The organism is Halomonas shantousis (genome assembly GCF_054654615.1).
The window spans coordinates 46,414-66,792 of sequence record NZ_BAAIER010000002.1 but is presented as its reverse complement, the minus strand read 5'-3'; the positions used below and the strand labels follow the sequence as shown (position 1 = coordinate 66,792).

The following is a 20,379-nucleotide window of genomic DNA, read 5'->3' as shown; positions in this document are numbered from 1 at the left end:
CATGACAAGTTCTCAGCATGAGGCAGCGGCGAAGCCCGCCTCATCCAGCGCTTCACCCGCCGACGGGCCACGTCGGGGTTGGCTGCAACGGCGGCGAATGCTGGCAGGCATGATCATTGGCCTGGCGATCCTCGCCGGGGGCGGTGCCTGGCTCTACGATCAGTTCACCCATGTCAATGTCATCGATGCGCGGATCGCCGCGGATATGGTGGTGCTGAGCAGTCGCGTTCCCGGCTGGGTGACCGACGTGGACGTCATCGAGGGCGATACCGCCGCACGCGGCCAGGCCATCGTCACTATCGATGCCCGTGAGAGCCGCCTGAAAGTGCAGGCGCTCGATGCCCAGCTTGCCGCTAACGCCGCCAGCCATGACGAGACCGCCGCCCGGCTGCAGATGGTCGATCACCAGACCCAGAGCGCCATCGAGGTGGCTTCGGCTGCGGTGGCCTCGGCCGAGGCCAGGCTCAAGCTGGCGAAGATCGACAATCAGCGGGTGGCGAAGCTGGTCAAGCAGGGGGCGGTCAACCAGGCGCGGCTGGATCAGACCCAGACGGCACTGGAGACCGCGCGCCAGGATCTCGGCGGCGCGCGCGCCCAGTGGCAGGAGGCCAAGGCGGATCGCGAGGAGCTGGCGGTGTTCAAGCGCCAGCTCGCCGGGCTCGAGGCCCAGGCGCAGCAGTTGCGGGCCCAGCGCCAGCAGGCTCGGCTCGACCTCGAGGATCGCACCCTCGTGATGCCCTTCGATGGCGTGGTGGACCGGGTCTTTGTCGATGACGGCGAGTACGTGACGCCGGGCCAGCGGCTGCTGATGGTTCATGATCCTGGGAAGGTGCGGGTCGAGGCCAACGTCAAGGAGACCGATATCCGTCACTTCCCGCCCGGCAAGAACCTCGCTATCCGGGTGGATGCCTTGCCGGACCGGGCCTTCCAGGGCACCGTCGAACGCGTCGGCCAATCCGCCACCAGCGAATTCGCCCTGCTGCCGAGCCCCAATCCCAGCGGTAACTTCACCAAGATCACCCAGCGCCTGCCGGTACGTATTGCGGTGTCTCAGCACGAAGGCCTGCTCAAGCCCGGCATGATGGTGGAACTCGAGGCCTCCACCGGTGAGTGATGCACCACGCTCGGACAGTCTCGAGGCGTTGTTTGCGCGCTATGGCCCGACCTATCGTTATCTCGTTACCGCGACGGTAATGATGGGCACCATCGCCACTGTACTCACGGCGACCATCATCAACGTTGCCCTGCCCGACATCATGGGTGCCTTCGGCATGGGCCAGGACAAGGCGCAGCTGCTCTCCACCGGCTTTCTGGCGGCGATGACCGGCACCATGCTGCTCAATGCCTGGCTGGTGGAGACCATCGGTCAGCGCATGACCTTCATACTCGCCATGGGCGTGTTCACCCTGGCCTCGATCATGGGCGGCCTGTCGGTCAACGAGGGGGAACTGATCCTGGCGCGTATCCTGCAGGGCTGCGCCGCCGGCATCCTGCAGCCGCTGGCGATGCAGGTGATCTTTCAGGTCTATCCGCCCGAGCGGCGAGGTTCGGCGATGGGTATCTACGGCATCGGGGTGGTGCTGGCGCCGGCACTGGGGCCGACCCTGGGCGGGATCATGGTCGACAGCTTCAGCTGGCGCTACGTGTTCTTCATCGCGTTGCCGTTCAGCGTGGCGGGACCCTTCCTGGCGCTGCTGTTCATGCCGGGGCGGTCGCATTCGGGGCCGGCCAAGCGCTTCGACTGGCTGGGGTTCGGGCTGCTGACGCTGTTTCTGGTCACCCTGCTCAACGGCCTGTCCAACGGCCAGCGCGACGGTTGGCTGTCGGATACCATCCTGACGAACTTCACCCTCGCATTGCTCGCCTTCGCCGGGTTCGTGACCTGGGAGTTCAAGACCGCCACGCCACTGCTCAACCTGGGACTGTTCTCGCGCCGGGTATTCTCCGGAGCCGCAGTGGTGGCGTTCATCTTCGGCGCCGGCATCTACGGTTCCACCTATCTGATCCCGCTGTTCGTGCAGACCATCCAGGGCTACACCCCGACCCGCTCGGGGCTGCTGCTGATGCCCGCCGGCTTCATCCTGGCACTGGTGTTCCCCATCGCCGGGCGTGCCACCGACAGGACGCCGCCGCCGCTCACCATCATGTTCGGCCTGATCCTGTTCGCCCTGTCCTGCTTCCTGATGGGGGACGCCGATACCAACACGCCGTTCTGGACCTTCGCCGGCTGGATCATGCTCGGTCGCGTCGGCCTGGGGTTCATCCTGCCCAGTCTCAACGCCGGTGCCCTGAAAGCGCTGCCTGCGGCGCTACTCAGCCAGGGTAGCGGGGCGATCAACTTCGTGCGCCAGCTCGGCGGCGCATTCGGGGTCAATCTGCTGTCGATCCTGCTCGAGCACCGCACCCAACTGTATGCGCAAGCCTTCACCGCCACTCAGGACGCCGCCAACAGCGCTTCCCGTGCGCTGCTCGAGAGTACCGCCGGGCTGATGGCCCAGGCCGGGCTCCCGGAGTCGCTTCAGGCGGCCGCGGCCAGCCACTATCTCGGTCAGGTGGTATACGCCCAGAGTTACATGATGGGCTTTCGCGAAAGCTTTCTTGCCGTGGCGCTGCTCTTCCTGGTGGCGCTGGTGCCCACGGCGTTGATGTACCAGCGGCGCTAGCCTGCGGCCTGAATGGCTGAAGCATTCCCGAGGCGTTAGAGCCGGCTCATGTGCGAGTTCGACAGGATGCCGATGTATCCTGCGATGGCTTCACTTCCTGGATGACCGTGGTCTCGTTCGCGCATCGTGCGCCGAGCGCCGGCATTTTCCAGACAGAACTTAGCACTCCTTCGTTGCATGCAGCGTGGCCGGAAGCTGGCGTAATGCCGCAACGTCGTCAGCGGTAAACGGGCGCATCTCCCAGCCGTCGGCGGCTGGCGCCACCCACATGGGAATGGCGTTGGCGGTGCGCGGCCCTTCGGGCGTGCCATGGACCAGAAAACGCATCACGCGGGGCAGGCCGGAGTGGCCGACGATCAGCGGCGGCGCCTCGGTCTGCTCCAGCACGGCATTGAGCGTGACGACGATGCGCTCGACGAAGACGTGCCAGGCCTCGCCGCCCTCGGGTTCGATCAGGTGGGGCATGGGGCGTGGCGCAGGCTGGCCCTCGAGTACGCCCCAGTGGCGCTCCCTCAAGCCCTCGATGAGACGATCGGGAGCGCGGCCGACGGCCAGCTCGGCGGTACGCCGGGCACGCTCGAGGGGGCTGCTGACCACCAGTGACCATTCAACGGCTTCCAGCAGCATGCGCGCCGCCTGCGCTTCCGCCTCGCCCTGGGGCGTGAGGGGAACGTCGCAGCTGCCGGCGATGCGTCCTTCCAGGTTGCGCACGCTCTGTCCATGACGCAGGAAGACAAAGGGGCGCCGAATCAGTTCGGGCATGGGGGCCTCGTGTCGAAGCATGTCGTTTGATCCTACTCTTTTTAAACTTAAGTCGTATACTGGCGGGTTCACCCCATCGTCAGCTCCCTGAGCGGCGATACGCAACGCTATCCATGGATACGGAGACCATGCATGAGTCACGCCAATCCGGCTACGCCCCCTCCCAAGGTCGTTCATCCGCGTCTGGCCGAGCTGGCCCTGGCGCTGGGCGGTTTCGCCATCGGTACCGGGGAGTTCGTCATCATGGGCCTGATGAATCGCGTTGCCGAGGATCTGCAGGTGGCGGTGCCCGATGTGGGTTACGCCATCAGCAGCTATGCGTTGGGCGTGGTCGTGGGCGCCCCGATCATTTCCGTGCTGGCGGCCCGCATGCCCAAGCGGGCGTTGCTGATCGGTCTGATGCTGATCTTCGCGCTCGGCAACCTGGCCAGCGCCCTGGCGCCGCAATTCTGGTCCTTCGTGACGCTGCGCTTCGTGGCTGGCCTGCCCCACGGGGCCTATCTCGGCGTGGCGGCATTGGTCGCGGCGGCGTCGGTACCCATCGAACAGCGCGCCCGCGCGGTAAGCCGGGTGATTCTGGGGCTGACCGTGGCGATCCTGGCCGGCGCGCCGTTGGCCACCTGGGCCGGCAACCAGTTCGGCTGGGAGACGGCCTTTGCCGGGGTGGGAGGCATTGCACTGCTCACCGCGCTGTTGATCGTGTCATGGGTTCCGGCACAGCCTGCCGATCCTCATGCCAGTCCCGGGCGCGAGCTTACCGCACTGGTCAAGCCGCGTGTGCTGTTCACCCTGGGCGTGGCCTGCGTCGGGTTCGGCGGCATGTTCGCGGTGTTCAGTTACGTGATTCCCACCCTGACCGAGCAGGCCGGCATGAACGAAACGCTGGGACCGCTGGTGTTGGCGATCTTCGGTGTCGGTACCATCATCGGCAACCTGGTCGGCGCGCGCGCTGCGGACAAGAACCTGATGCGCGCGATTCCATTGATCCTCGTCTGGTGCATTATCGTCCAGGGCGGATTCTATTTCGCTGCCAGCTCCGTGTGGCTGGGCATACTCTTCGTCGGGCTGGTAGGAACCGGCATGGCGCTGGGGCCGGCATTGCAGACCCGACTGATGGATGTGGCGGAGGACGCCCAGACCATGGCGGCCTCGCTCAACCACGCCGCCTTCAATATCGCCAATGCCCTGGGCGCCTGGCTGGCTGGCGTTACCGTCAAGCTAGGCTTCGCCTGGTCGACCACCGGCCTGGTCGGAGCGGTGCTGGCCGCTGGAGGTCTGGCAATCTTCATGGCCGGTGTCTGGACGGAGCGTCGCCGGCTCGCCGCCCGACAGGCGTGACGGAAAAGCGTCAGACTCCCCTCATGGATCACGCACGAGGTTTCCTTTGTGCCGCCCCTTCATTGCTTGATGCACTCTTAGGGCCTAGAGCATGAAGCTGAAGTGTTCGCGAAGCCGCTCCCAATTGTCCTGGCTGCTGGCGACCAGCAACTGGCCCTGATGGATCGTGGGGGAGTAAGGGCGCCCGTCGAGCAGGGCCGAGTAGCCGCCCGCTTCCTGATGCACGAGGATACCCGCGGCGTGGTCCCAGGGCATCAAGGCGCCGATCAGGCTGAAGTCGCCGAAGCCGCTGGCCAGGGTGCGGTACTCATGGCAGGCGCAGCCGATACTCATCATGCGCGAGAAATCGGGAAAGGTCGCCGCGAGCCGGTACTGCTGTTGCTTGGGGAAAAGGCGCAGGGAGGTGAAGCCGGTCATCTCCTCCAGGCGATCCTTGGCGGACACTTCCAGGCGCCGCTCGGTACCGTCGGGACGCGCATAGAATGCCCCGTGACCGCGCCGGGCGATGATCCAGTCGTCCATCACCGGATCATAGAGCAGGCCGAACACCGTTTCGCCCTTGCTCGCCACGGCCAGGATCACGCCGAAGTGGGTCAGGTTGCGGGCGAAATTCCAGGTACCGTCTATCGGGTCGATGATCACCGCCATCTCGGCCCCGGCAATCTTCTCCAGCAGCGCCGGATCTGCGGAGACGGCTTCCTCACCGACGATGGTCGCCTCGGGAAAGCGGTCCGCGACCTCGCGCTGGATGAAGGCTTCGGCGCGCTTGTCGGCGATCGTCACCAGATCCTCCGGGCCGCTCTTGGTCTCGATGGCATCGGCATCGAGATTGCGAAAGCGCGGCAGGATCTCCGCCTGCGCGGCGCGGCGGACGATATCGATGAGTTGCTGCTGTTCGCTCGGCGTGATGACTCTGGCGGTCGGCATGGGGATCTCCTGGGTTGTCGGCGACGGTTATCAGCGTACTCGATTCCCGAGCCGATCGCTTCGAGGCAAGCCGGCTTTGCTGCCGCGTCTGGCCGACTGGGCTAGGCTCTGGCGCCGATCAATAGTCTCGACGCACGCCGCTGGGACATGACGTGACGGCCTTGCGGCTGGTGAACGTCGCGAGATCGCCAGGTGGCAGATTCGGTCAATTGTCCGGCACGCGCTGCCAAGCATTTGTCTCATCGGCTGCGTTAACTGAATCAATGTCGCGATACTCGATATCCTGTTCACCCAATGATGGTATGAAGAATGAAACCGAATTCTCCGGGAGCTCATGCCGCGACCGCGATTTTCGATGATATTCGTTCGGGACCGATCGATGCCGGGATGCTGGGTGAATTGGCGCCTCTGGTACTAGAGACTTAGCGCAGGGTCTCGGTAAGGCTAGGTAATGACTAGCCCTTTCACACGGAAGGTTGTCGTCATGGAAAACAGAGACTGTCGCTATAAAAATGCCAAGAAATTGTCGTCATTTTTCTATAGCAATACTCAAGACATCGAACAACATGTCAACGCCTTAAAAGGTTGGGATCTACATTTTCTGCAAATGACTGAAGGACCGTTCGAAGGCGAAATAGCCTGCTTCGAGTTGGAGGGACTCAAGGTCATCAAGGATAGAATCAATCAGTCTATCCTCAAGAAAGGTGAGCTCGAGAACGCTTCGATCAGTTTCAGTATTCCGCTCTCAAGACCCACATCGCCGCTTATCTGCCAGGGCAAGACCTATCATTATCCCGGCATATTGGCCGTGAAGGGCGGAGAATTGCCGGAGATCAGGGTGCCGGCGGGCCTGGACCTGCTCTGTCTGAGTATGGACGCTCATTATCTGACGGGGTTGCTGGAGGGGCCGAGTACCGACATTGACCGTTCGCTGGCAGAGCCCTGCTATATACCGGCTTCGGCTAGCTACCGAAAGCTGGCCCAGCTTTTCGAGTTTATATGCCACTCACGGCTACCTTATGACTATCCGGCAGTGCGGCACGAATTGCGTGATGCGTTATTGGGCCAGATGCTCGATTTGCTGGACCGGGGCGACGTCGAAAAGGTAACCGCATCAGCGCGCAAGCGTGTCGTGGACCGGGCGCGTGAGGTCATTGCCGCGAACGAAGGCGATTCAATAACCATTCTTTCCTTGTGTCATGAAATCGGGGTGAGTCGGCGTAAATTGCAATATTGTTTTCAAGACTGTCTCGGTGTCAGTCCGGTGACTTACATCAGGCTATTTCGACTCAATGAAGTCCATAAATCGCTATTGAACGGTGGTGGGGCGACCCATGTCCAGGACGAAGCGGCCCGCCGGGGTTTCTATCACCTGGGGCGTTTTTCCGGAGAATACAGAAGGCTATTCGGCGAGAGACCTTCGCAAACCCTGCAGCGGTCTCAGAGTAATTGTGCCAATTTTGGATAACACACGGTCAAGGCAGGGTCTTAAGCTCGTGCACAATAATGACAATGACAAGGTGCACAATGAACAACAATCTCGCTGTATGTCTGACGCTGGCCGGCATCGCCTGCACGGCACCGGCCCTGGCCACCGAAGGCGGCGCGCCCACCACCGCGATGGGGACTTACGACTTCGGTTCCGGCTTCCTGCCTCCCTCGACACCACACGGTACCTTCGGGCTTCGCACGGCCTACTACACAGCAGATGAGCAGAAGACCGCCGATGGGTCATCTTCAGGCAACGACTTCTCCCTCGACGTGCTCTCGATCGGTGTCGCCTATATCCATATGACAGACAAACGGTTGCTGGGGGCGCGTTACGGTTTCGGTGGCGTGGCGCCGTTCTTCGACATGGATGCCTCGCTGGGCGTCAACGTCGGCGGGCAGACGGTGTTCGAGGACGAGGCGGACCCGTTCGCCCAGGCCGATCTGCAACTCCTGCCGCTGATGCTCGAGTGGCGACCCAGGCCCGGGATGGGGGTGACCGCGCAATTCCAGATCCAGGCACCGACCGGCGATTATGACGAGGATCGGCTGGTCAATCCGGGGCTCAACCACTGGACCTTCTCGCCGATCGTCGGCATCAGCTACATCACGCCCAGTGGCTTCGAAGTCTCGACGCTGTCGCAACTGGACGTCAATACCCGCAATCACGACACGGATTACCGCAACGGGATCGAGTATCGCAATGAGTTCGCGCTCGGCCAGCATTTCGGTGCCTGGACGGCCGGCGTGGCCGGCTACTACTACGACCAGTTGACCGACGACGAAAGCGCCACGCTGGCCGACGGCAATGGCAATCGGGCCAAGGTCTGGGCCGCAGGGCCGGCGCTCAGCTACGTCGCGCCTGGCAAGCCGGCCTTCTGGGTTCACGCCTACAAGGAGTTTTCCGCCGAGAATCGCACCGAAGGCTACAACCTCGCGTTTCGCGTCGCCTACAGTTTCTAGGGATTTAGATGATGACAACGACAATCGTAGACAGGCAGGCCGGGGCCCGTGAAGGTGCCGTGCTGCTGCTGGGCAGCAGCCTGACCATCGTCGGCTCGGTGATGGTGACCTCGGTGTTGCCCAAGATGATGGCGGAGTTCGCTCCGTCCAACCCGCATGCCGAGCTCTGGGTGCCATTGGCCATCACCGGACCGGCGTTGGCCATTGCGCTCTTCGCGCCGGTGGCCGGCTGGCTGGCCGATCGCTTCGGCCGCAAGTCCATGCTGATCGTGGCGACGCTGCTGTACAGCGTGTTGGGGGCCTTGCCGGCGCAACTCGATGCCTTGATGGGCATCGTCGGCGTGCGGCTGCTGTTCGGCGTCGCCGAGGCCATGATCATGACCGGCTGTTCGACGCTGATCGCCGACTATTGGCGTGGCGAGCAGCGCATGCGTTACGTCAATCGCCAGGTAGTGACCATCGGCCTGGTCGGCGCCGCGTTCTTCGTGATCGGTGGCATGCTGGGCGAATCGTCCTGGCGAGCTCCCTTCTATCTCTATTTGTTGCCATTGGCACTGGTGCCGTTCATGGCTCGCGTGCTGTGGGAGCCGTCCGTCGAGCACCAGGAAGCACGCGACCATGAGCGGGGTGAAGACACGGTGGCCATGGGCACGCTGATCGCCGGGTACCTGCTCATCGGCCTGGGCATGGTGCTGAGTTTCGTCGTTCCCATCCAGGCCCCGGTGATCCTGGTCGGGTTGGGTGTGACGTCGAGTACCCTGATCGGCCTGGCGACGGGCCTGGGGCTGCTGGCTACCCTCCTGGGTGCCTTGTTGTGGCCCTGGGCGCGGCGCACGTTCGGTTCCCGCGGCTGCAATGTGCTGCTGCTGCTGCTGCTTGCCGCCGGCCTGGTGGGGTTGGTCGAGTCGCATAGTTATCCTGCCGCCATGCTCGCCATCACCGTCCATGGCATCGGCGCCGGCTTGCTGGTGCCCAATGCCATGGCACCGGTGATGAATGCCCTCACGCCAAAGACCCGCGGGCGGGGGATGGGCGTCTTCACCGGCTCTCTCTACATCGGCCAGTTCGTCAGCCCGCTGATCGTGGGCATGGCGGCCGGCATCGCCGGCGACTTGAACGGGGCGATCCTCATCCTGGCCGCAATCGGTGTGATCTATGCCGTGGGCTGGGGAGGCGCGGCGCTCCGTGAGCGCCGTCTGGTGGATACCTCCCAGCGTAAGAGTTCCTGTCCCTGATCTGGAGAATGAGAATGGAGCGTGAAATTCATCGTCTGCTGGATACGCATGACGGCCTTGCTCTCGGCCAGCGCGTGACGAGTGGCGAAGTGTCGAGCACGGCACTGGTGGAGGCGGTCATCGAGCGCCTCGAAAGGGTTGAACCCAGTCTCAACGCGGTCGTCGAGCGTCTCTACGATGAGGCGCGGGCGGCCAGCCGCCGGCCCGTCGACGAAAGCCAGCCCTTTGCCGGCGTTCCGACCCTGGTCAAGGATCTCTTCTCGCCGGTCGCCGGCGCGCTGATGACTCAAGGGTCGCGCGCCACCGGCGAGGTTCGGGCGGATTTCGATGCGGAGGCGGTGGCGCGGCTTCGACGGGCCGGTTGTCTCTTGCTGGGCACCACTACCTCGCCGGAGTTCGGGACCTCCTATACCACGGAATCGACCCGCCATGGTGCGACGCGCAACCCCTGGGATCTCGAGCGTAGCGCGGGCGGCTCCAGCGGCGGTGCGGCGGCGCTGGTGGCGGCGCGTGTCGTGCCTTTCGCCCATGGCAACGACGGCGGCGGTTCGCTGCGAGTCCCGGCGTCCTGCTGTGGCGTGTTCGGCTTCAAGCCGAGCCGCGGCTTGATACCCTCGGGGCCGATGGTGGGTGAGGGGTGGGGAGGAATGGGCACGTCACACGCCATTACCCGCTCGGTGCGCGACAGTGCGGCCTTACTGGACGCGACTGCGGGTGCCGACCTGGGCGCGCCCTATGCGGCGCCCAGCAGCCCCGTGCCCTATCGCCAGGCGACCGAGCGCGATCCCGGCATGCTGCGGATCGGGCTCATCGAGGGGCCCGTGCTGGCGCCGGAAGCCGAGGCCATCGCGCGGCAAACCGCATCGCTCTGCGAATCGTTGGGTCATCGCGTCGAATCGGTCACGTTGCCCGTCGACTGGGAAGCGTTCTATCAGCGCTGCTTCGACATCATCGGCCCGAGTACCCGCGAATTCCTGGACATGCTGGGTGAGATGCGCGGAACGCCCGTCGACGAGCAGGAACTGGAACCGAGAACCCGGGTCATGCTGCGCGAGCGGGGACGAATCGATGCTACCCGCTACATCGCGGCCATCAATGATATCCATGCCCTGGGGCGCCGGATGGCGGCGACCATGCAACAGTACGACCTGCTGCTGTCGCCGACCCTGGCGCGCCAGCCGCCGCGGATCGGCGAGCTGGACGCCTTCGATGACCGACTGTCTCTGGCGGAGGTCATCGACGACTTTCACAGCTATTGCCCCTTCACCGCGCTCTTCAACGCCACCGGGCAGCCTGCGATGTCGGTACCGCTTTACTGGACCGACGCGGGATTGCCGCTGGGCAGCCACTTCGCGGGGCGCTTCGGCGAGGAAAGCCGATTGTTCTCGTTGGCGGCGCAGCTCGAACGCGCTCAGCCTTGGGCGGGGCGCGTTCCAGCGGTCAATGCGTGCTGCCGCTGACAAGAGTGTGGACACCCCCCATCCCGACGAGGATTGCCATCCAATGACACCGGGCAATGCCCGGTGTTTTCTTGGGCAATCGCGTCGTCAGTGACGACGGGGTCCGGTAGTGAGGCCGATCGTGCTATTCATCAGCGCTCCATATGATCGAAGGCGAGGGTGGGCACGTCGACGATGCTGGAGCCGCCGTCGGCCATCAGGGTCGTGCCGGTGAGAATCGAGGCGGCCGGGCTGATCAGGAAATTGCAGACTTCGGCGATCTCCTCGGCCGTGGCCGGGCGACGCAGCGGCACGTCGCGGGTGACGCGCCTGTAGGCATCGTCGAGGGTTTCCCGGTAGCGCTCCATCAGCGGCTGCATCTCGGCGTCGGCCATGGGCGTGCGGATCCATCCGGGGCAGACACAATTGACGCGTACGCCATGGGGGCCGTAATCGCGGGCCATTGAGCGGCTCAGGCCGATCAGTGCGTGTTTCGCAGTGGTGTAGCCGCAGACTTCGGGGCCGGCAGCCAGCGAGGCAAGCGAGCCCAGCAGCACGATACTTCCCCGCTGTTCGATCAGCGCGGGAAGGCAGGCCCTGGCGCTGAAGAAGGCGGTGTCGAGGTTCAGGTGCATGGCCTCTCGCCAGGCCTTCTCGCCGATCTCGGTCACGCTCCCCAAGCCGAGCCCTCCGGCGCAGCAGATCAGCCCATCGATACGGCCGTAGCGCGCCATGATCTGCTCGATGAATCCCTCCCAGACGTCAGCGCTGGCGGCATCGCCGGCCAGCGCCAGGCCGCCGGTGCGTTGCGCCAGCCGTTCGAGCGGTGCCGCGCGCCGCCCTATGAGTATGACGTGGTTGCCTCGGGCCGCCTGTTGCAGCGCACAGGCCTCTCCCACGCCGGTTCCGGCGCCCGTAATCACAACGCTTGCATTGGCCATCGGGGTACTCCATCGGTGGGGGTGTCTCCTTATGGTGTCGTCAAGCAAAGAGCAGTGGGTATCAACCGGATGGTTGAGTTCTGGAGAGGAGCGGCGCCTTCAGGCGATGAGGGCCAATTGACTGTCAAGGCCAGTCAAGACGCACAAGGTCGTCAGAGAGCAGGCTAGGGAACGAATCAGTAGTGGGTCTGGGCACAACAATGGCAAAAAGCCTAAGGAGATTCGCAATGACCGATACGACGCCTGCCCGAGGCGCGAGCATCCGCGAGAGTCGTCACCGCTCGAGCGCACCGGGCATCGGATTCAAGACCATGATCGCCATTTGTGTCGGCTGCGTCGTGGTGCAGGGCGCGATGGCCTCCGCGCTGATAGGGTTCGGCATCGGAGGCTTGAGCTTTGTGGCGGCGATGGGGTTGGCGCTGCTGTTCGCTTTCTGCAACGCGATCAGCTTTTCCGAACTCTCGTTGATGTACCCGTCGTCGTCGGGGACGCTGGCAACCTATACCCAGAAGGCGATCGGCCATTTTCCGGCCATCGTGTCGGTGTTTGCCGGCTACGTGATCGTGGCGATGTTCGGCCTTTCGGCGGAGTTGCTTCTGGTCGACGCGCTCCTGCAGACGCTCTTCCCCGACGTGCTGCCTTCTTACCTGATTCCGATGCTGTTGCTGTTCGGGCTGGCGTTTCTGAATATCCTGGGGACCGACGTGTTCGCGAAGATGCAGAATCTGTTCACCTTCGCCATGATCGCCGCCATTCTGCTGGTCGGCGCCACCGCGCTCCTGGACACGCCCTCGTCATCTGTCGCGCAGGCGGCGGCCGGCATCGACTGGGGGCTGGAAGGCATCTCCGATGGCAGTTTCATTGGATTGACGGCGCTGGCGATGTGGATGTTCGTCGGCTGTGAGTTCATCTGTCCGCTGATCGAGGATATCCGCCAGCCGGAGCGGCGCGTGCCGCGTGCAATGTTCGTGTCGCTGATCATCATTTTCCTGCTGTTCGTGCTCTTCTGCCTGGGGGGCGGCCGCTATCTGTCCATGGAGACGCTGACGACCTCACCGTTGCCCTACCTGGATCTGGTCGACGGCGTATTCGGCGAGGCGGGATTGATCATCGCCACCGTCATGGGTTTGACCGCCACCTGCAGCACCGTCAATACCGTGCTCGCCTCGGTACCGCGAATGCTCGCCGGGATGGCCGACAACGGCCAGGCTTTCGGCATCATGGGCAAGTTGCATTCGCGCTTCGACACGCCCTGGATCGGCATCCTGTTCCTGGCGGTGATCGTGGCGATTCCGTTTCTGCTGGTGAGTCCGGATAACATCATCGTGTTGCTGGTCGGTGCGTCGACCAGCTGGCTGCTGGCCTACATTGTGGCGCACATCGATGTGATCGTGCTGCGTGTCACAAAGCCCGAGCATGCACGCCCCTATCGGACGCCGCTGTATCCCGTCCCCCAGGTCGTCGGGGCCATCGGCATGGGCTATGTGGCCGCCAACGCCTCGCCGTCGCCGGAGTTGACGACAACCGTCTATACCCTGCTCGGGGTCGTGCTCGGCATCGTTGGCGTGATCGCGCTTTTCTGGGTCAAGTTCAAGATGAAGAAAAGGCTTTTCGAGCCGGATATGACCGACTGAAAACGAGTGGGTGGCTTCGTTCGATCTAAGTCCTGTCTGAAAAGTCGGCGAGCGATACTCAGGCAAGGCAAAAATCAGCGATAAACGGACTGGGCTCGCATTCGGGGTTACGTGCTGTAAATGAGTATTTTAATGGGGACGCCGAGTCCGGACTCGCGCCCGAGCTAATTTTTAACGCTGCATGAGTGAGCGCAGACATTTTTCAGACAGAGCGTAGCGGCCTAGACGACCGATGAAAACCACGGACGGGTTTCCCTCTAGCCGCCTCCCGGGGCAACGCAACCATCAGGCGGACGGCGGCACGATCTCGCCGATCGGGTGCCGTGGCAGTGTCGCTACGCAGAGAGTATTCAAGATGAGAACAAGAACAGGTGGGGCTATGAAAACTTTGGCCGGGATTGCTGTTTTCACGGTGATGTTTCAGGCAGGTCATGTTTGCGCAGCGGCCAGGGTGGCCGATTACGTTTATATGAATGGCGACATATATACGCAAAACGCAAAAAGAGAGCGGGCCGAGGCCGTTGCTATAAAGGATGGTGTTTTTATTGCGGTCGGGAGTGACAAGGACATAGAAGGCTACATCGGTAAAGGCACCAGCGTCGTCGATTTGCAGGGAAAGATGGCCATGCCTGGAATAGTGGATGGTCACGGACATTATGTGCGCGGGCTCAAGCGGGAGATGTTCAACTGCGGCTTCTCCAGCAGCACACCTGCGGAAGCAATCGCCGATGAAGTCAAGAAATGCGCGGCCAAGGCAAAGCCCGGAGAATGGATCACGGGAGGAGCCTGGGCGTCGAGTTATGCGGATACCGGAAAAGTCCATAAATCAGCACTGGATGCCGTGGCTCCCGACAACCCTGTTTATCTTCTCGATGACACAGGGCATAACGGATACGTGAATTCCAAGGCATTGGAGGTGGCCGGCTTTACAAAGGACAAGGCTCGGGAGATGCCTGCCATCCTGACTGATGAGAGCGGCGAGCCTACAGGAATACTGCACGAAGAAGCAGCCGGGGAATTAACCCAGGCGATCCCCCCGTTGAGTGACGAGAAATACCAGCAAGTCGTTAAGAAGTCAGCCGAAATGGCGAACCGCTACGGTATTACCACCTTTGTGGAGGCCCGTACCGATAGAGCGACGCTTAAAGCCTACCATGACGTGGATGAGAAGGAAGGGCTGACTGCCAGGGTAATCGCTTTTCTTCAGTATGAAACCGACTTCAATGAATCCAGAGAGAAACAGCTGGAGACGATAAAAAACAGGGAAAGTTATTTTTCCGATAACGTTTATGCCAATAATGTGAAGTTCTATCTGGATGGGGTTCCGCCGGCATTCACCGCTGCCCTGTTGAATCCCTATCAGGCCGAAGCACTGCACGAACATCATCTTGCGAGCGATTTTCGGGGCAAGCTGAGAATGACGCCGGAGGAAATTCGCAAAGACACCATCGAATTGGATAAGAAAGGCGTCACCATGAAATTCCATGCTTCGGGGAGTGCAGCGGTACGCGAAGCATTGAATGCGGTAGAGGCCGCTCGCAAGGAAAACCCGACCGGACAGCTTCATCACTCCATCGCCCATGCAGGCATGGTAAGCAAGCAGGACCTGCCCCGTTTCCGCGAACTGAATGTGGTGGCTGACATCGCGCCCCCTATCTGGATACCGGGCCCCTACAGCGAAGCCATGATCGAAGCATTGGGTAAAGATCGCTATGCAAGAACGCCACCGACGGCAGAACTCCTGGAGGCTGGCGCGACGATCGCCTATGGCTCCGATTGGCCATCCATCTCCAGCTCGATAAATCCCTGGCCTCATCTGGAGTCAATGGTGCAGCGGGAAATCGGCCCCGAGGAGAGCATTCCTCTGCAAGCGGCCTTCGACACAATGACACTGGGAGCAGCCTATTCCGCTAACCTGTCGTCGGAAATAGGCTCCATAGAGCCAGGTAAATCCGCGGACATGGTAGTCATCGATCAGGATATATTTGCTGTCCCGGTATCGGACATTTCCGACACCCATGTGTTGTTGACGGTGTTCAGGGGGGAGCCGGTTTACAAAGATGCTCAGATGATCAATTAGGTGTGTTGTAAAAGTCGCGGCAATGCCGGTCGAGTAGACCGCTGATGTGTCAGGGAAAGGACGGAAGGCCGCAACTGCGATGCCAAATTAACAAACCGTTAAACATGGTCGTCAGGATGCAGGTTCTTGACCTCGGCCAATAGGCTCATCAGGGTGCGATATTTCTCCTTCCCTAGAGCCTGCTGGATTTTTTGATACTGATGCATCATCTCTTCTTTCATCTCTTCGAACAGCGCATTGCCCTTCGGCGTCAGGGTGATGCAAAGGCGTCGCTGGTCGGTTTCGGGTTTCCAGCGGTGTACCAGGCCGCTCTGCTCTAGACGCACCAGCACGCCGGTCAGGCTGGGGCGCAGAATACAGGCCAGCTCGGCCAGTTGATGGCTTTCGAGCGTCTGCTCGTCGGCCTGCCACAAGATACGAATGACTCGCCACTGCTGCTCGGTAATATTGTTGCGGTTGAGGTGCGGCCGGAAAAAGTTCATCGCGGATTCACGAGCCTGAAGCAGTGCGAGGGTAAGAGAGGGGGTCGGACGCGCCATGTTTCGCCTTGTCGAGAAAGCAACCAAGGGGATCGCCCCCTTGGTTTGACTACCGGGTTATCGAATCCCCATGCACAAGTATTTAATTTCGAGATAGTCTTCAATGCCGTAGCGGGAGCCTTCCCGACCGACGCCTGAGGCTTTGATGCCGCCAAACGGTGCGACTTCCGTCGAAATGAGGCCTTCGTTGATGCCGACCATACCATATTCGAGCGCCTCGCCCATACGCCAGCAGCGCCCGATGTTTTGCGAATAGACGTAGGCCGCGAGGCCAAACGGTGTGTCATTCGCCATCCGAATGGCTTCCTGCTCGCTATGAAAGCGAAACAGCGGCGCTAGCGGACCGAAGGTCTCCTCGGCAGCGACATCCATCTCGGCGGTCACCTCGCCCAACACGGTCGGCTCGAAGAAGCTGCCGCCGAGAGCGTGCCCCTTTCCGCCACACAGCACCTTCGCCCCGAGGCTGACGGCGTTATCGATATGCGCTCTTATCTTGTCGACTGCCTTCAGGTTGATGAGCGGACCTTGCTGCGCCGTGTCGTCGGTGGCTGCCGCGACGTTGAGTCGCCTCACGGCCGCAACCAGCTTCTCGCTGAAGCTGTCATAGACGTCAGCATGGACCAGAATGCGGTTGGTGCAGACACAAGTCTGTCCGCTGTTACGAAACTTGGAGGCGATCGCGCCTTCGACGGCCGCGTCCAGGTCGGCATCGTCGAAGACGATGAAGGGGGCGTTGCCGCCAAGCTCCATACTGACCTTCTTGATGGTACCGGCACACTCCTCCATCAACTGTCGGCCGATCTCGGTCGAGCCGGTGAAAGACAGCTTGCGGACACTCGCATGGTGGGTCAGTTCGCCACCGATTTCACCGGCGCGGCCGGTCACCACGTTAAAGACACCGGCGGGTATCCCCGCGCGTTCGCCCAGCTCGGCCAGCGCCAGCGCCGACAGCGGCGTCTCGGAGGCGGGCTTGAGCACCATGGTGCAACCGGCGGCCAGGGCGGGGCCTGCCTTGCGGGTGATCATGGCCACCGGAAAATTCCACGGGGTGATCGCGGCCACGACGCCGACCGGCTGCTTGATGACGACCAGCCGACGACCGGGCTTGTCATTGGGAATGACGTCGCCATATACGCGCTTGCCTTCTTCGGCAAACCACTCGATGAAGCTGGCGCCGTAATCGATCTCGCCGCGGCTTTCGGCCAGCGGCTTGCCTTGCTCCCAACTCAGCAGGCGCGCCAGGTCTTCCTTGTGCTCCTGCATCAATGTGAACCAGCGACGCAGGATCGCTGCCCGCTCCTTGGCGGTCCTGTCGCGCCAGGCTGGCAGGGCGGCTTCGGCCGCTTCGATGGCTCGGCGCGTTTCAGCACCGCCGACGCGTGCAATCTCGGTAATGGTCGTGTTGTCGGCCGGATTGGTGACGGGGAAGGTCGCACCATTGTCGGCACTGGTCCACTGCCCGTTGATATAGGCGTGCTGACGCAGCAGGCGGGAGTCGGTTAGGTTCATGAGGGTCGCTCTGAAAAATGAAAAGTTAGCCATTCAGGCCCACGGGAGTCAGGCCCGGAAAATTGCGTTCAATACACGGAGGAGGATGCGGCCGGCGTCTCGCCACCCTTGAAGGTGGCGGCCAGCGCCTTCAACGAACTCATCAGCAGGCTGGTATCCACGCCGACGGCCACGAAGGTGCAGCCCAATTCGAGATAGCGCCAGGCCAGTGTCTGATTGGCCGATAGAATGCCGGATGCCTTGCCTGCCTGATGGATACGCTGAATGCCCTCTTCGATCGCCGTCTGGACCGCTTCATGCCCCGGATTGCCGCGGTGGCCCAGTGAGGCACTCAGGTCCGCCGGGCCGATGAACACGCCATCGACGCCCTCCACGGCGGCGATCTCGTCGATGTTATTGAGCCCTTCCTGCGTCTCGATCTGCACCAGCAGGCAGATTTCACCGTCGGCCTTGTCCAGGTAGCCGGGAATGGAGTTCCAGCGCGAGGCCCGCGCCAGGGCACTGCCGACGCCACGCACACCCTCCGGCGGATAGCGCGTCGCGCGGACCATGGCGCGCGCCTGCTCGGCGTTGTCCACCATGGGCACCAGCAGGGTCTGCACGCCGATATCGAGATACTGCTTGATCAGGGCCGTCTCCCCCACGGGAGGGCGCACCACGGGCTGCACCGCGTAGGGGGCCACCGCCTGCAGTTGCTCGAGGATGGCGCGCAGATCGTTGGGCGCATGTTCACCATCGATCAACAGCCAGTCGAAACCGGCGTTGGCGGCCAGTTCGGCACAGTAGCCGTTGGCCAGGCCCAGCCAGAGCCCGATCTGGGCTGCATCCCTGGTCATCATTGCCTGCTTGAACGAATTGATAGGCATGTCCATGGAGAGTCTCCCGGTAATGTTGTGCAGAGCCGCTGTATCGACAGCAGGAGCCGTGAAGCCGGCGGATTCGCGACATCGATGTCGTTATAGCGGAAAGATGGCGTTGATCTGGCCGGTACCGGAGCTACCGAATGGCTCGGTCAGGATCTCTGCAGGGGTGTCGTACCCTTCGCCCAGTACGCCCAGCAGCATGGCCGTGTCGTGCATGCCGCCTTCGCCGTAACAGTGCTGGGCATACTCGGGGAGCATGGCGCGAAACTCGTCGAACTTGCCCTGACGCCACAGCTCCACCACCCGTATATCCATCTGGCGGTCGAACTCGCGCGTCCAGCGATGCATGTTTTCCTGCGCCATGCTGTTATCGGTGAAGCGGTGCGACAGCGAGCCTGAAGCCAGCACCATGACCTTATGGTCGCTGGCTTCGATCGCCCGGCGTACGGCCGCGCCGAACTTGATGCTTTCGTTCAGGTCGTGCCAGGCATCCCAGGCCGCGACAGACACCACCTTGAAGGCCTGGTCCTTGGGGATATCCATGTGCATGTAGCGCATCGGCACCAGGGTGCCGTATTCCAGCTTGAGGCTCTTGATATTGTGGGCCATGGTACGGATGTCCGAGGCATTGGCTTGCTCGGCGATCCGTTCTCCCAGCGCAGGGCAGCCGTCGTAGCAGTACTCCATGTTCTGGATGAAGTGCGGCAGTTCATTGCTGGTATAGATGCCTTCGAAATGGTCGCCGCAGTTGATGTGGTAACCGCTGTTGACGAGCCAGTGGGTGTCGAAGACCAGCGCGACATCGGCGCCCAGCTCCCGCGCGCGTCGGCCGATTTCCTTGTGCCCGGCAATGGCTTGCGCTCGACAGCCATGATGCTTGCCAGGCTGCTCCGAGAGGTACATGGAGGGGACGTGCGTGATCTTGGCAGCGAGGACGATCTCACCCATGAGCTATTTCCTTTAGTGAAGTATGGCTTTTGGCGATCGTGCGATGTCGAACGGCGCATGAGGCCTGGTCGGCATGTCGCGTATCGCAAGTTTGTTAATATGTGAACTGGCAGTCAGGAAAAAGCGCTTATACACAGGAGTCGCGGTATGGCACTGGAGCCGATTCCCAACATCACGATCGGTGAGGAGTACGATCGGCGCTACGCCGACGCCACGGTGCACTACGAAGCGCTGGGCCGCATGGCCGATTTCTATGGGCGAAACATGCCCGTGCATCATCATGACCGCTTCTTCCAGGTGCACTACGTCAAAAGCGGCATGGTGCGGGTCTACCTGGACGACCGGCAGTTTCACCAGCAAGGGCCGATGTTCTTTCTGACCCCTCCTACCGTGCCGCACTCGTTCACCACGGAGGAGGGCAGCGACGGCCATGTGCTGACGGTACGCCAGCAGCTGGTCTGGTCGCTGCTCGAGGAGAGCGCGGACCTCGGCGACATGCAGCACGTCGCCCCGGTCTGCGTGGCGACCGGCCATGTCACCGAGGAGGCGCGCACTGATGTGGCGCGCGTCGAGCGGCTGTTCGACGATCTTCGGCTGGAATTCGATGCCGCCCGCCCGGGTCGTGAAGTGGCATTGACCACGCTGACACGCTTGATATTCATCGGCCTGTTTCGCTTGTCGGCCAGTTCGCTCAAGGCCCAGCATGTTCGGCACGATGAACTGGCGCTGTTTCATCGCTTCAATCTGGAAATCGAAGCGCACTACAAGGCGCACTGGACGCTGTCGGAGTATGCGGCGGCACTCAACGTGACCGAGGCGCGGCTCAACAGCGTATGTCGCCGTATCGCCGGCGTGCCGAGCAAGCGACTGGTGCATGACCGGCTGGCGCAGGAAGCGCGGCGCCTGCTGACCTTCACGCGGATGACGATCAACGAGATCGGCTATCGGCTCGGTTTTCAGGATCCGGGCTATTTTTGTCGCTTCTTCGCGCGTCATGCCGGCATCACTCCGTCACGTTATCGTCGTCGCCAGACCGGGCAGGCATGAACC

Annotated in this window: 17 protein-coding genes; 10 read left to right on the top strand and 7 right to left on the bottom strand. The window is 62.2% G+C overall.

What is annotated here, in order from left to right:
- The first annotated feature begins 1 nt into the window (after position 1).
- Both ACYQ12_RS00950 and ACYQ12_RS00945 read left to right on the top strand, forming a co-directional pair.
- Complete coding sequence (locus ACYQ12_RS00950; protein ID WP_459866358.1) at positions 2 to 1,114, top strand: HlyD family secretion protein; 1,113 nt, start codon at positions 2 to 4, stop codon at positions 1,112 to 1,114.
- A complete protein-coding gene (locus ACYQ12_RS00945) occupies positions 1,107 to 2,663 on the top strand; it encodes an MDR family MFS transporter (protein ID WP_459866355.1) in 1,557 nt (518 codons plus the stop codon). The genes ACYQ12_RS00950 and ACYQ12_RS00945 overlap by 8 nt, the downstream gene beginning before the upstream one ends.
- A 159-nt stretch (positions 2,664 to 2,822) precedes the next feature.
- On the opposite strand, the gene ACYQ12_RS00940 is transcribed toward ACYQ12_RS00945, so the two are convergent.
- Positions 2,823 to 3,425 (bottom strand): histidine phosphatase family protein, encoded by a 603-nt coding sequence (locus ACYQ12_RS00940; RefSeq protein WP_459866352.1) that lies wholly within the window; start codon positions 3,423 to 3,425, stop codon positions 2,823 to 2,825.
- 132 nt (positions 3,426 to 3,557) lie between these two features.
- Here ACYQ12_RS00940 and ACYQ12_RS00935 point away from each other — a divergent pair, with 132 nt between their 5' ends.
- Positions 3,558 to 4,763, top strand: a complete 1,206-nt coding sequence (locus tag ACYQ12_RS00935; RefSeq protein ID WP_459866349.1) for an MFS transporter — start codon at positions 3,558 to 3,560, stop codon at positions 4,761 to 4,763.
- 84 nt (positions 4,764 to 4,847) lie between these two features.
- On the opposite strand, the gene ACYQ12_RS00930 is transcribed toward ACYQ12_RS00935, so the two are convergent.
- The gene (locus tag ACYQ12_RS00930; RefSeq protein ID WP_459866346.1) at positions 4,848 to 5,690 is read right to left on the bottom strand and encodes an inositol monophosphatase family protein; all 843 of its coding nucleotides are present in this window, start codon (positions 5,688 to 5,690) and stop codon (positions 4,848 to 4,850) included.
- 484 nt (positions 5,691 to 6,174) lie between these two features.
- Here ACYQ12_RS00930 and ACYQ12_RS00925 point away from each other — a divergent pair, with 484 nt between their 5' ends.
- Genes ACYQ12_RS00925 through ACYQ12_RS00910 form a run of 4 tightly spaced genes read left to right on the top strand, consistent with a single transcriptional unit; the run spans position 6,175 to position 10,836 of the window.
- Positions 6,175 to 7,158, top strand: coding sequence for a helix-turn-helix domain-containing protein (locus ACYQ12_RS00925; RefSeq protein ID WP_459866343.1), 984 nt, complete (start codon positions 6,175 to 6,177; stop codon positions 7,156 to 7,158).
- 59 nt (positions 7,159 to 7,217) lie between these two features.
- Positions 7,218 to 8,141, top strand: a complete 924-nt coding sequence (locus ACYQ12_RS00920; RefSeq protein ID WP_459866340.1) for a SphA family protein — start codon at positions 7,218 to 7,220, stop codon at positions 8,139 to 8,141.
- 11 nt (positions 8,142 to 8,152) lie between these two features.
- Positions 8,153 to 9,376: an MFS transporter gene (locus ACYQ12_RS00915; RefSeq protein ID WP_459866337.1), complete on the top strand. Its 1,224-nt coding sequence runs from the start codon at positions 8,153 to 8,155 to the stop codon at positions 9,374 to 9,376.
- Positions 9,377 to 9,390: 14 nt separating this feature from the next.
- Positions 9,391 to 10,836 (top strand): amidase, encoded by a 1,446-nt coding sequence (locus ACYQ12_RS00910; protein WP_459866334.1) that lies wholly within the window; start codon positions 9,391 to 9,393, stop codon positions 10,834 to 10,836.
- Positions 10,837 to 10,967: 131 nt separating this feature from the next.
- On the opposite strand, the gene ACYQ12_RS00905 is transcribed toward ACYQ12_RS00910, so the two are convergent.
- Entirely contained in the window at positions 10,968 to 11,756 is a 789-nt protein-coding gene (locus ACYQ12_RS00905) for an SDR family NAD(P)-dependent oxidoreductase (protein ID WP_459866331.1), read from the bottom strand.
- Positions 11,757 to 11,983: 227 nt separating this feature from the next.
- Here ACYQ12_RS00905 and ACYQ12_RS00900 point away from each other — a divergent pair, with 227 nt between their 5' ends.
- Together ACYQ12_RS00900 and ACYQ12_RS00895 are read left to right on the top strand one after the other, a co-directional pair.
- Entirely contained in the window at positions 11,984 to 13,390 is a 1,407-nt protein-coding gene (locus ACYQ12_RS00900) for an APC family permease (protein WP_459866328.1), read from the top strand.
- A 379-nt stretch (positions 13,391 to 13,769) separates the two neighbouring features.
- A complete protein-coding gene (locus ACYQ12_RS00895; protein WP_459866325.1) occupies positions 13,770 to 15,470 on the top strand; it encodes an amidohydrolase in 1,701 nt (566 codons plus the stop codon).
- A 98-nt stretch (positions 15,471 to 15,568) separates the two neighbouring features.
- Here ACYQ12_RS00895 and hpaR read toward each other — a convergent pair whose 3' ends face one another.
- From hpaR to hpaD, 4 genes are all read right to left on the bottom strand, one after another.
- On the bottom strand, positions 15,569 to 16,009 hold the full coding sequence (hpaR, locus tag ACYQ12_RS00890; RefSeq protein WP_459866322.1) for a homoprotocatechuate degradation operon regulator HpaR: 441 nt from the start codon (positions 16,007 to 16,009) through the stop codon (positions 15,569 to 15,571).
- A gap of 57 nt (positions 16,010 to 16,066) precedes the next feature.
- Positions 16,067 to 17,518 carry an NAD-dependent succinate-semialdehyde dehydrogenase gene (locus ACYQ12_RS00885; RefSeq protein ID WP_459866320.1) on the bottom strand — a complete coding sequence of 484 codons (1,452 nt, stop codon included), beginning with the start codon at positions 17,516 to 17,518 and terminating at the stop codon, positions 16,067 to 16,069.
- Positions 17,519 to 17,586: 68 nt separating this feature from the next.
- Positions 17,587 to 18,390: a 4-hydroxy-2-oxoheptanedioate aldolase gene (gene hpaI / locus ACYQ12_RS00880; protein WP_459866317.1), complete on the bottom strand. Its 804-nt coding sequence runs from the start codon at positions 18,388 to 18,390 to the stop codon at positions 17,587 to 17,589.
- An 84-nt stretch (positions 18,391 to 18,474) separates the two neighbouring features.
- Positions 18,475 to 19,329 (bottom strand): 3,4-dihydroxyphenylacetate 2,3-dioxygenase, encoded by an 855-nt coding sequence (hpaD, locus tag ACYQ12_RS00875; RefSeq protein ID WP_459866314.1) that lies wholly within the window; start codon positions 19,327 to 19,329, stop codon positions 18,475 to 18,477.
- A 147-nt stretch (positions 19,330 to 19,476) separates the two neighbouring features.
- On the opposite strand from hpaD, the gene hpaA reads away from it, so the two are divergent.
- Positions 19,477 to 20,376 carry a 4-hydroxyphenylacetate catabolism regulatory protein HpaA gene (gene hpaA / locus ACYQ12_RS00870; protein ID WP_459866311.1) on the top strand — a complete coding sequence of 300 codons (900 nt, stop codon included), beginning with the start codon at positions 19,477 to 19,479 and terminating at the stop codon, positions 20,374 to 20,376.
- Positions 20,377 to 20,379: the final 3 nt, after the last annotated feature.

What these genes read in the sequence shown, in the direction of transcription:
- ACYQ12_RS00950 (WP_459866358.1), top strand. Translation starts at nt 2, where the DNA reads ATGACAAGTTCTCAGCATGAGGCAGCGGCGAAGCCCGCCTCATCCAGC.
- ACYQ12_RS00940 (WP_459866352.1), bottom strand. Translation starts at nt 3,425, where the DNA reads ATGCCCGAACTGATTCGGCGCCCCTTTGTCTTCCTGCGTCATGGACAG.
- ACYQ12_RS00935 (WP_459866349.1), top strand. Translation starts at nt 3,558, where the DNA reads ATGAGTCACGCCAATCCGGCTACGCCCCCTCCCAAGGTCGTTCATCCG.
- ACYQ12_RS00930 (WP_459866346.1), bottom strand. Translation starts at nt 5,690, where the DNA reads ATGCCGACCGCCAGAGTCATCACGCCGAGCGAACAGCAGCAACTCATC.
- ACYQ12_RS00925 (WP_459866343.1), top strand. Translation starts at nt 6,175, where the DNA reads ATGGAAAACAGAGACTGTCGCTATAAAAATGCCAAGAAATTGTCGTCA.
- ACYQ12_RS00920 (WP_459866340.1), top strand. Translation starts at nt 7,218, where the DNA reads ATGAACAACAATCTCGCTGTATGTCTGACGCTGGCCGGCATCGCCTGC.
- ACYQ12_RS00915 (WP_459866337.1), top strand. Translation starts at nt 8,153, where the DNA reads ATGACAACGACAATCGTAGACAGGCAGGCCGGGGCCCGTGAAGGTGCC.
- ACYQ12_RS00910 (WP_459866334.1), top strand. Translation starts at nt 9,391, where the DNA reads ATGGAGCGTGAAATTCATCGTCTGCTGGATACGCATGACGGCCTTGCT.
- ACYQ12_RS00905 (WP_459866331.1), bottom strand. Translation starts at nt 11,756, where the DNA reads ATGGCCAATGCAAGCGTTGTGATTACGGGCGCCGGAACCGGCGTGGGA.
- ACYQ12_RS00900 (WP_459866328.1), top strand. Translation starts at nt 11,984, where the DNA reads ATGACCGATACGACGCCTGCCCGAGGCGCGAGCATCCGCGAGAGTCGT.
- ACYQ12_RS00895 (WP_459866325.1), top strand. Translation starts at nt 13,770, where the DNA reads ATGAAAACTTTGGCCGGGATTGCTGTTTTCACGGTGATGTTTCAGGCA.
- hpaR (WP_459866322.1), bottom strand. Translation starts at nt 16,009, where the DNA reads ATGGCGCGTCCGACCCCCTCTCTTACCCTCGCACTGCTTCAGGCTCGT.
- ACYQ12_RS00885 (WP_459866320.1), bottom strand. Translation starts at nt 17,518, where the DNA reads ATGAACCTAACCGACTCCCGCCTGCTGCGTCAGCACGCCTATATCAAC.
- hpaI (WP_459866317.1), bottom strand. Translation starts at nt 18,390, where the DNA reads ATGGACATGCCTATCAATTCGTTCAAGCAGGCAATGATGACCAGGGAT.
- hpaD (WP_459866314.1), bottom strand. Translation starts at nt 19,329, where the DNA reads ATGGGTGAGATCGTCCTCGCTGCCAAGATCACGCACGTCCCCTCCATG.
- hpaA (WP_459866311.1), top strand. Translation starts at nt 19,477, where the DNA reads ATGGCACTGGAGCCGATTCCCAACATCACGATCGGTGAGGAGTACGAT.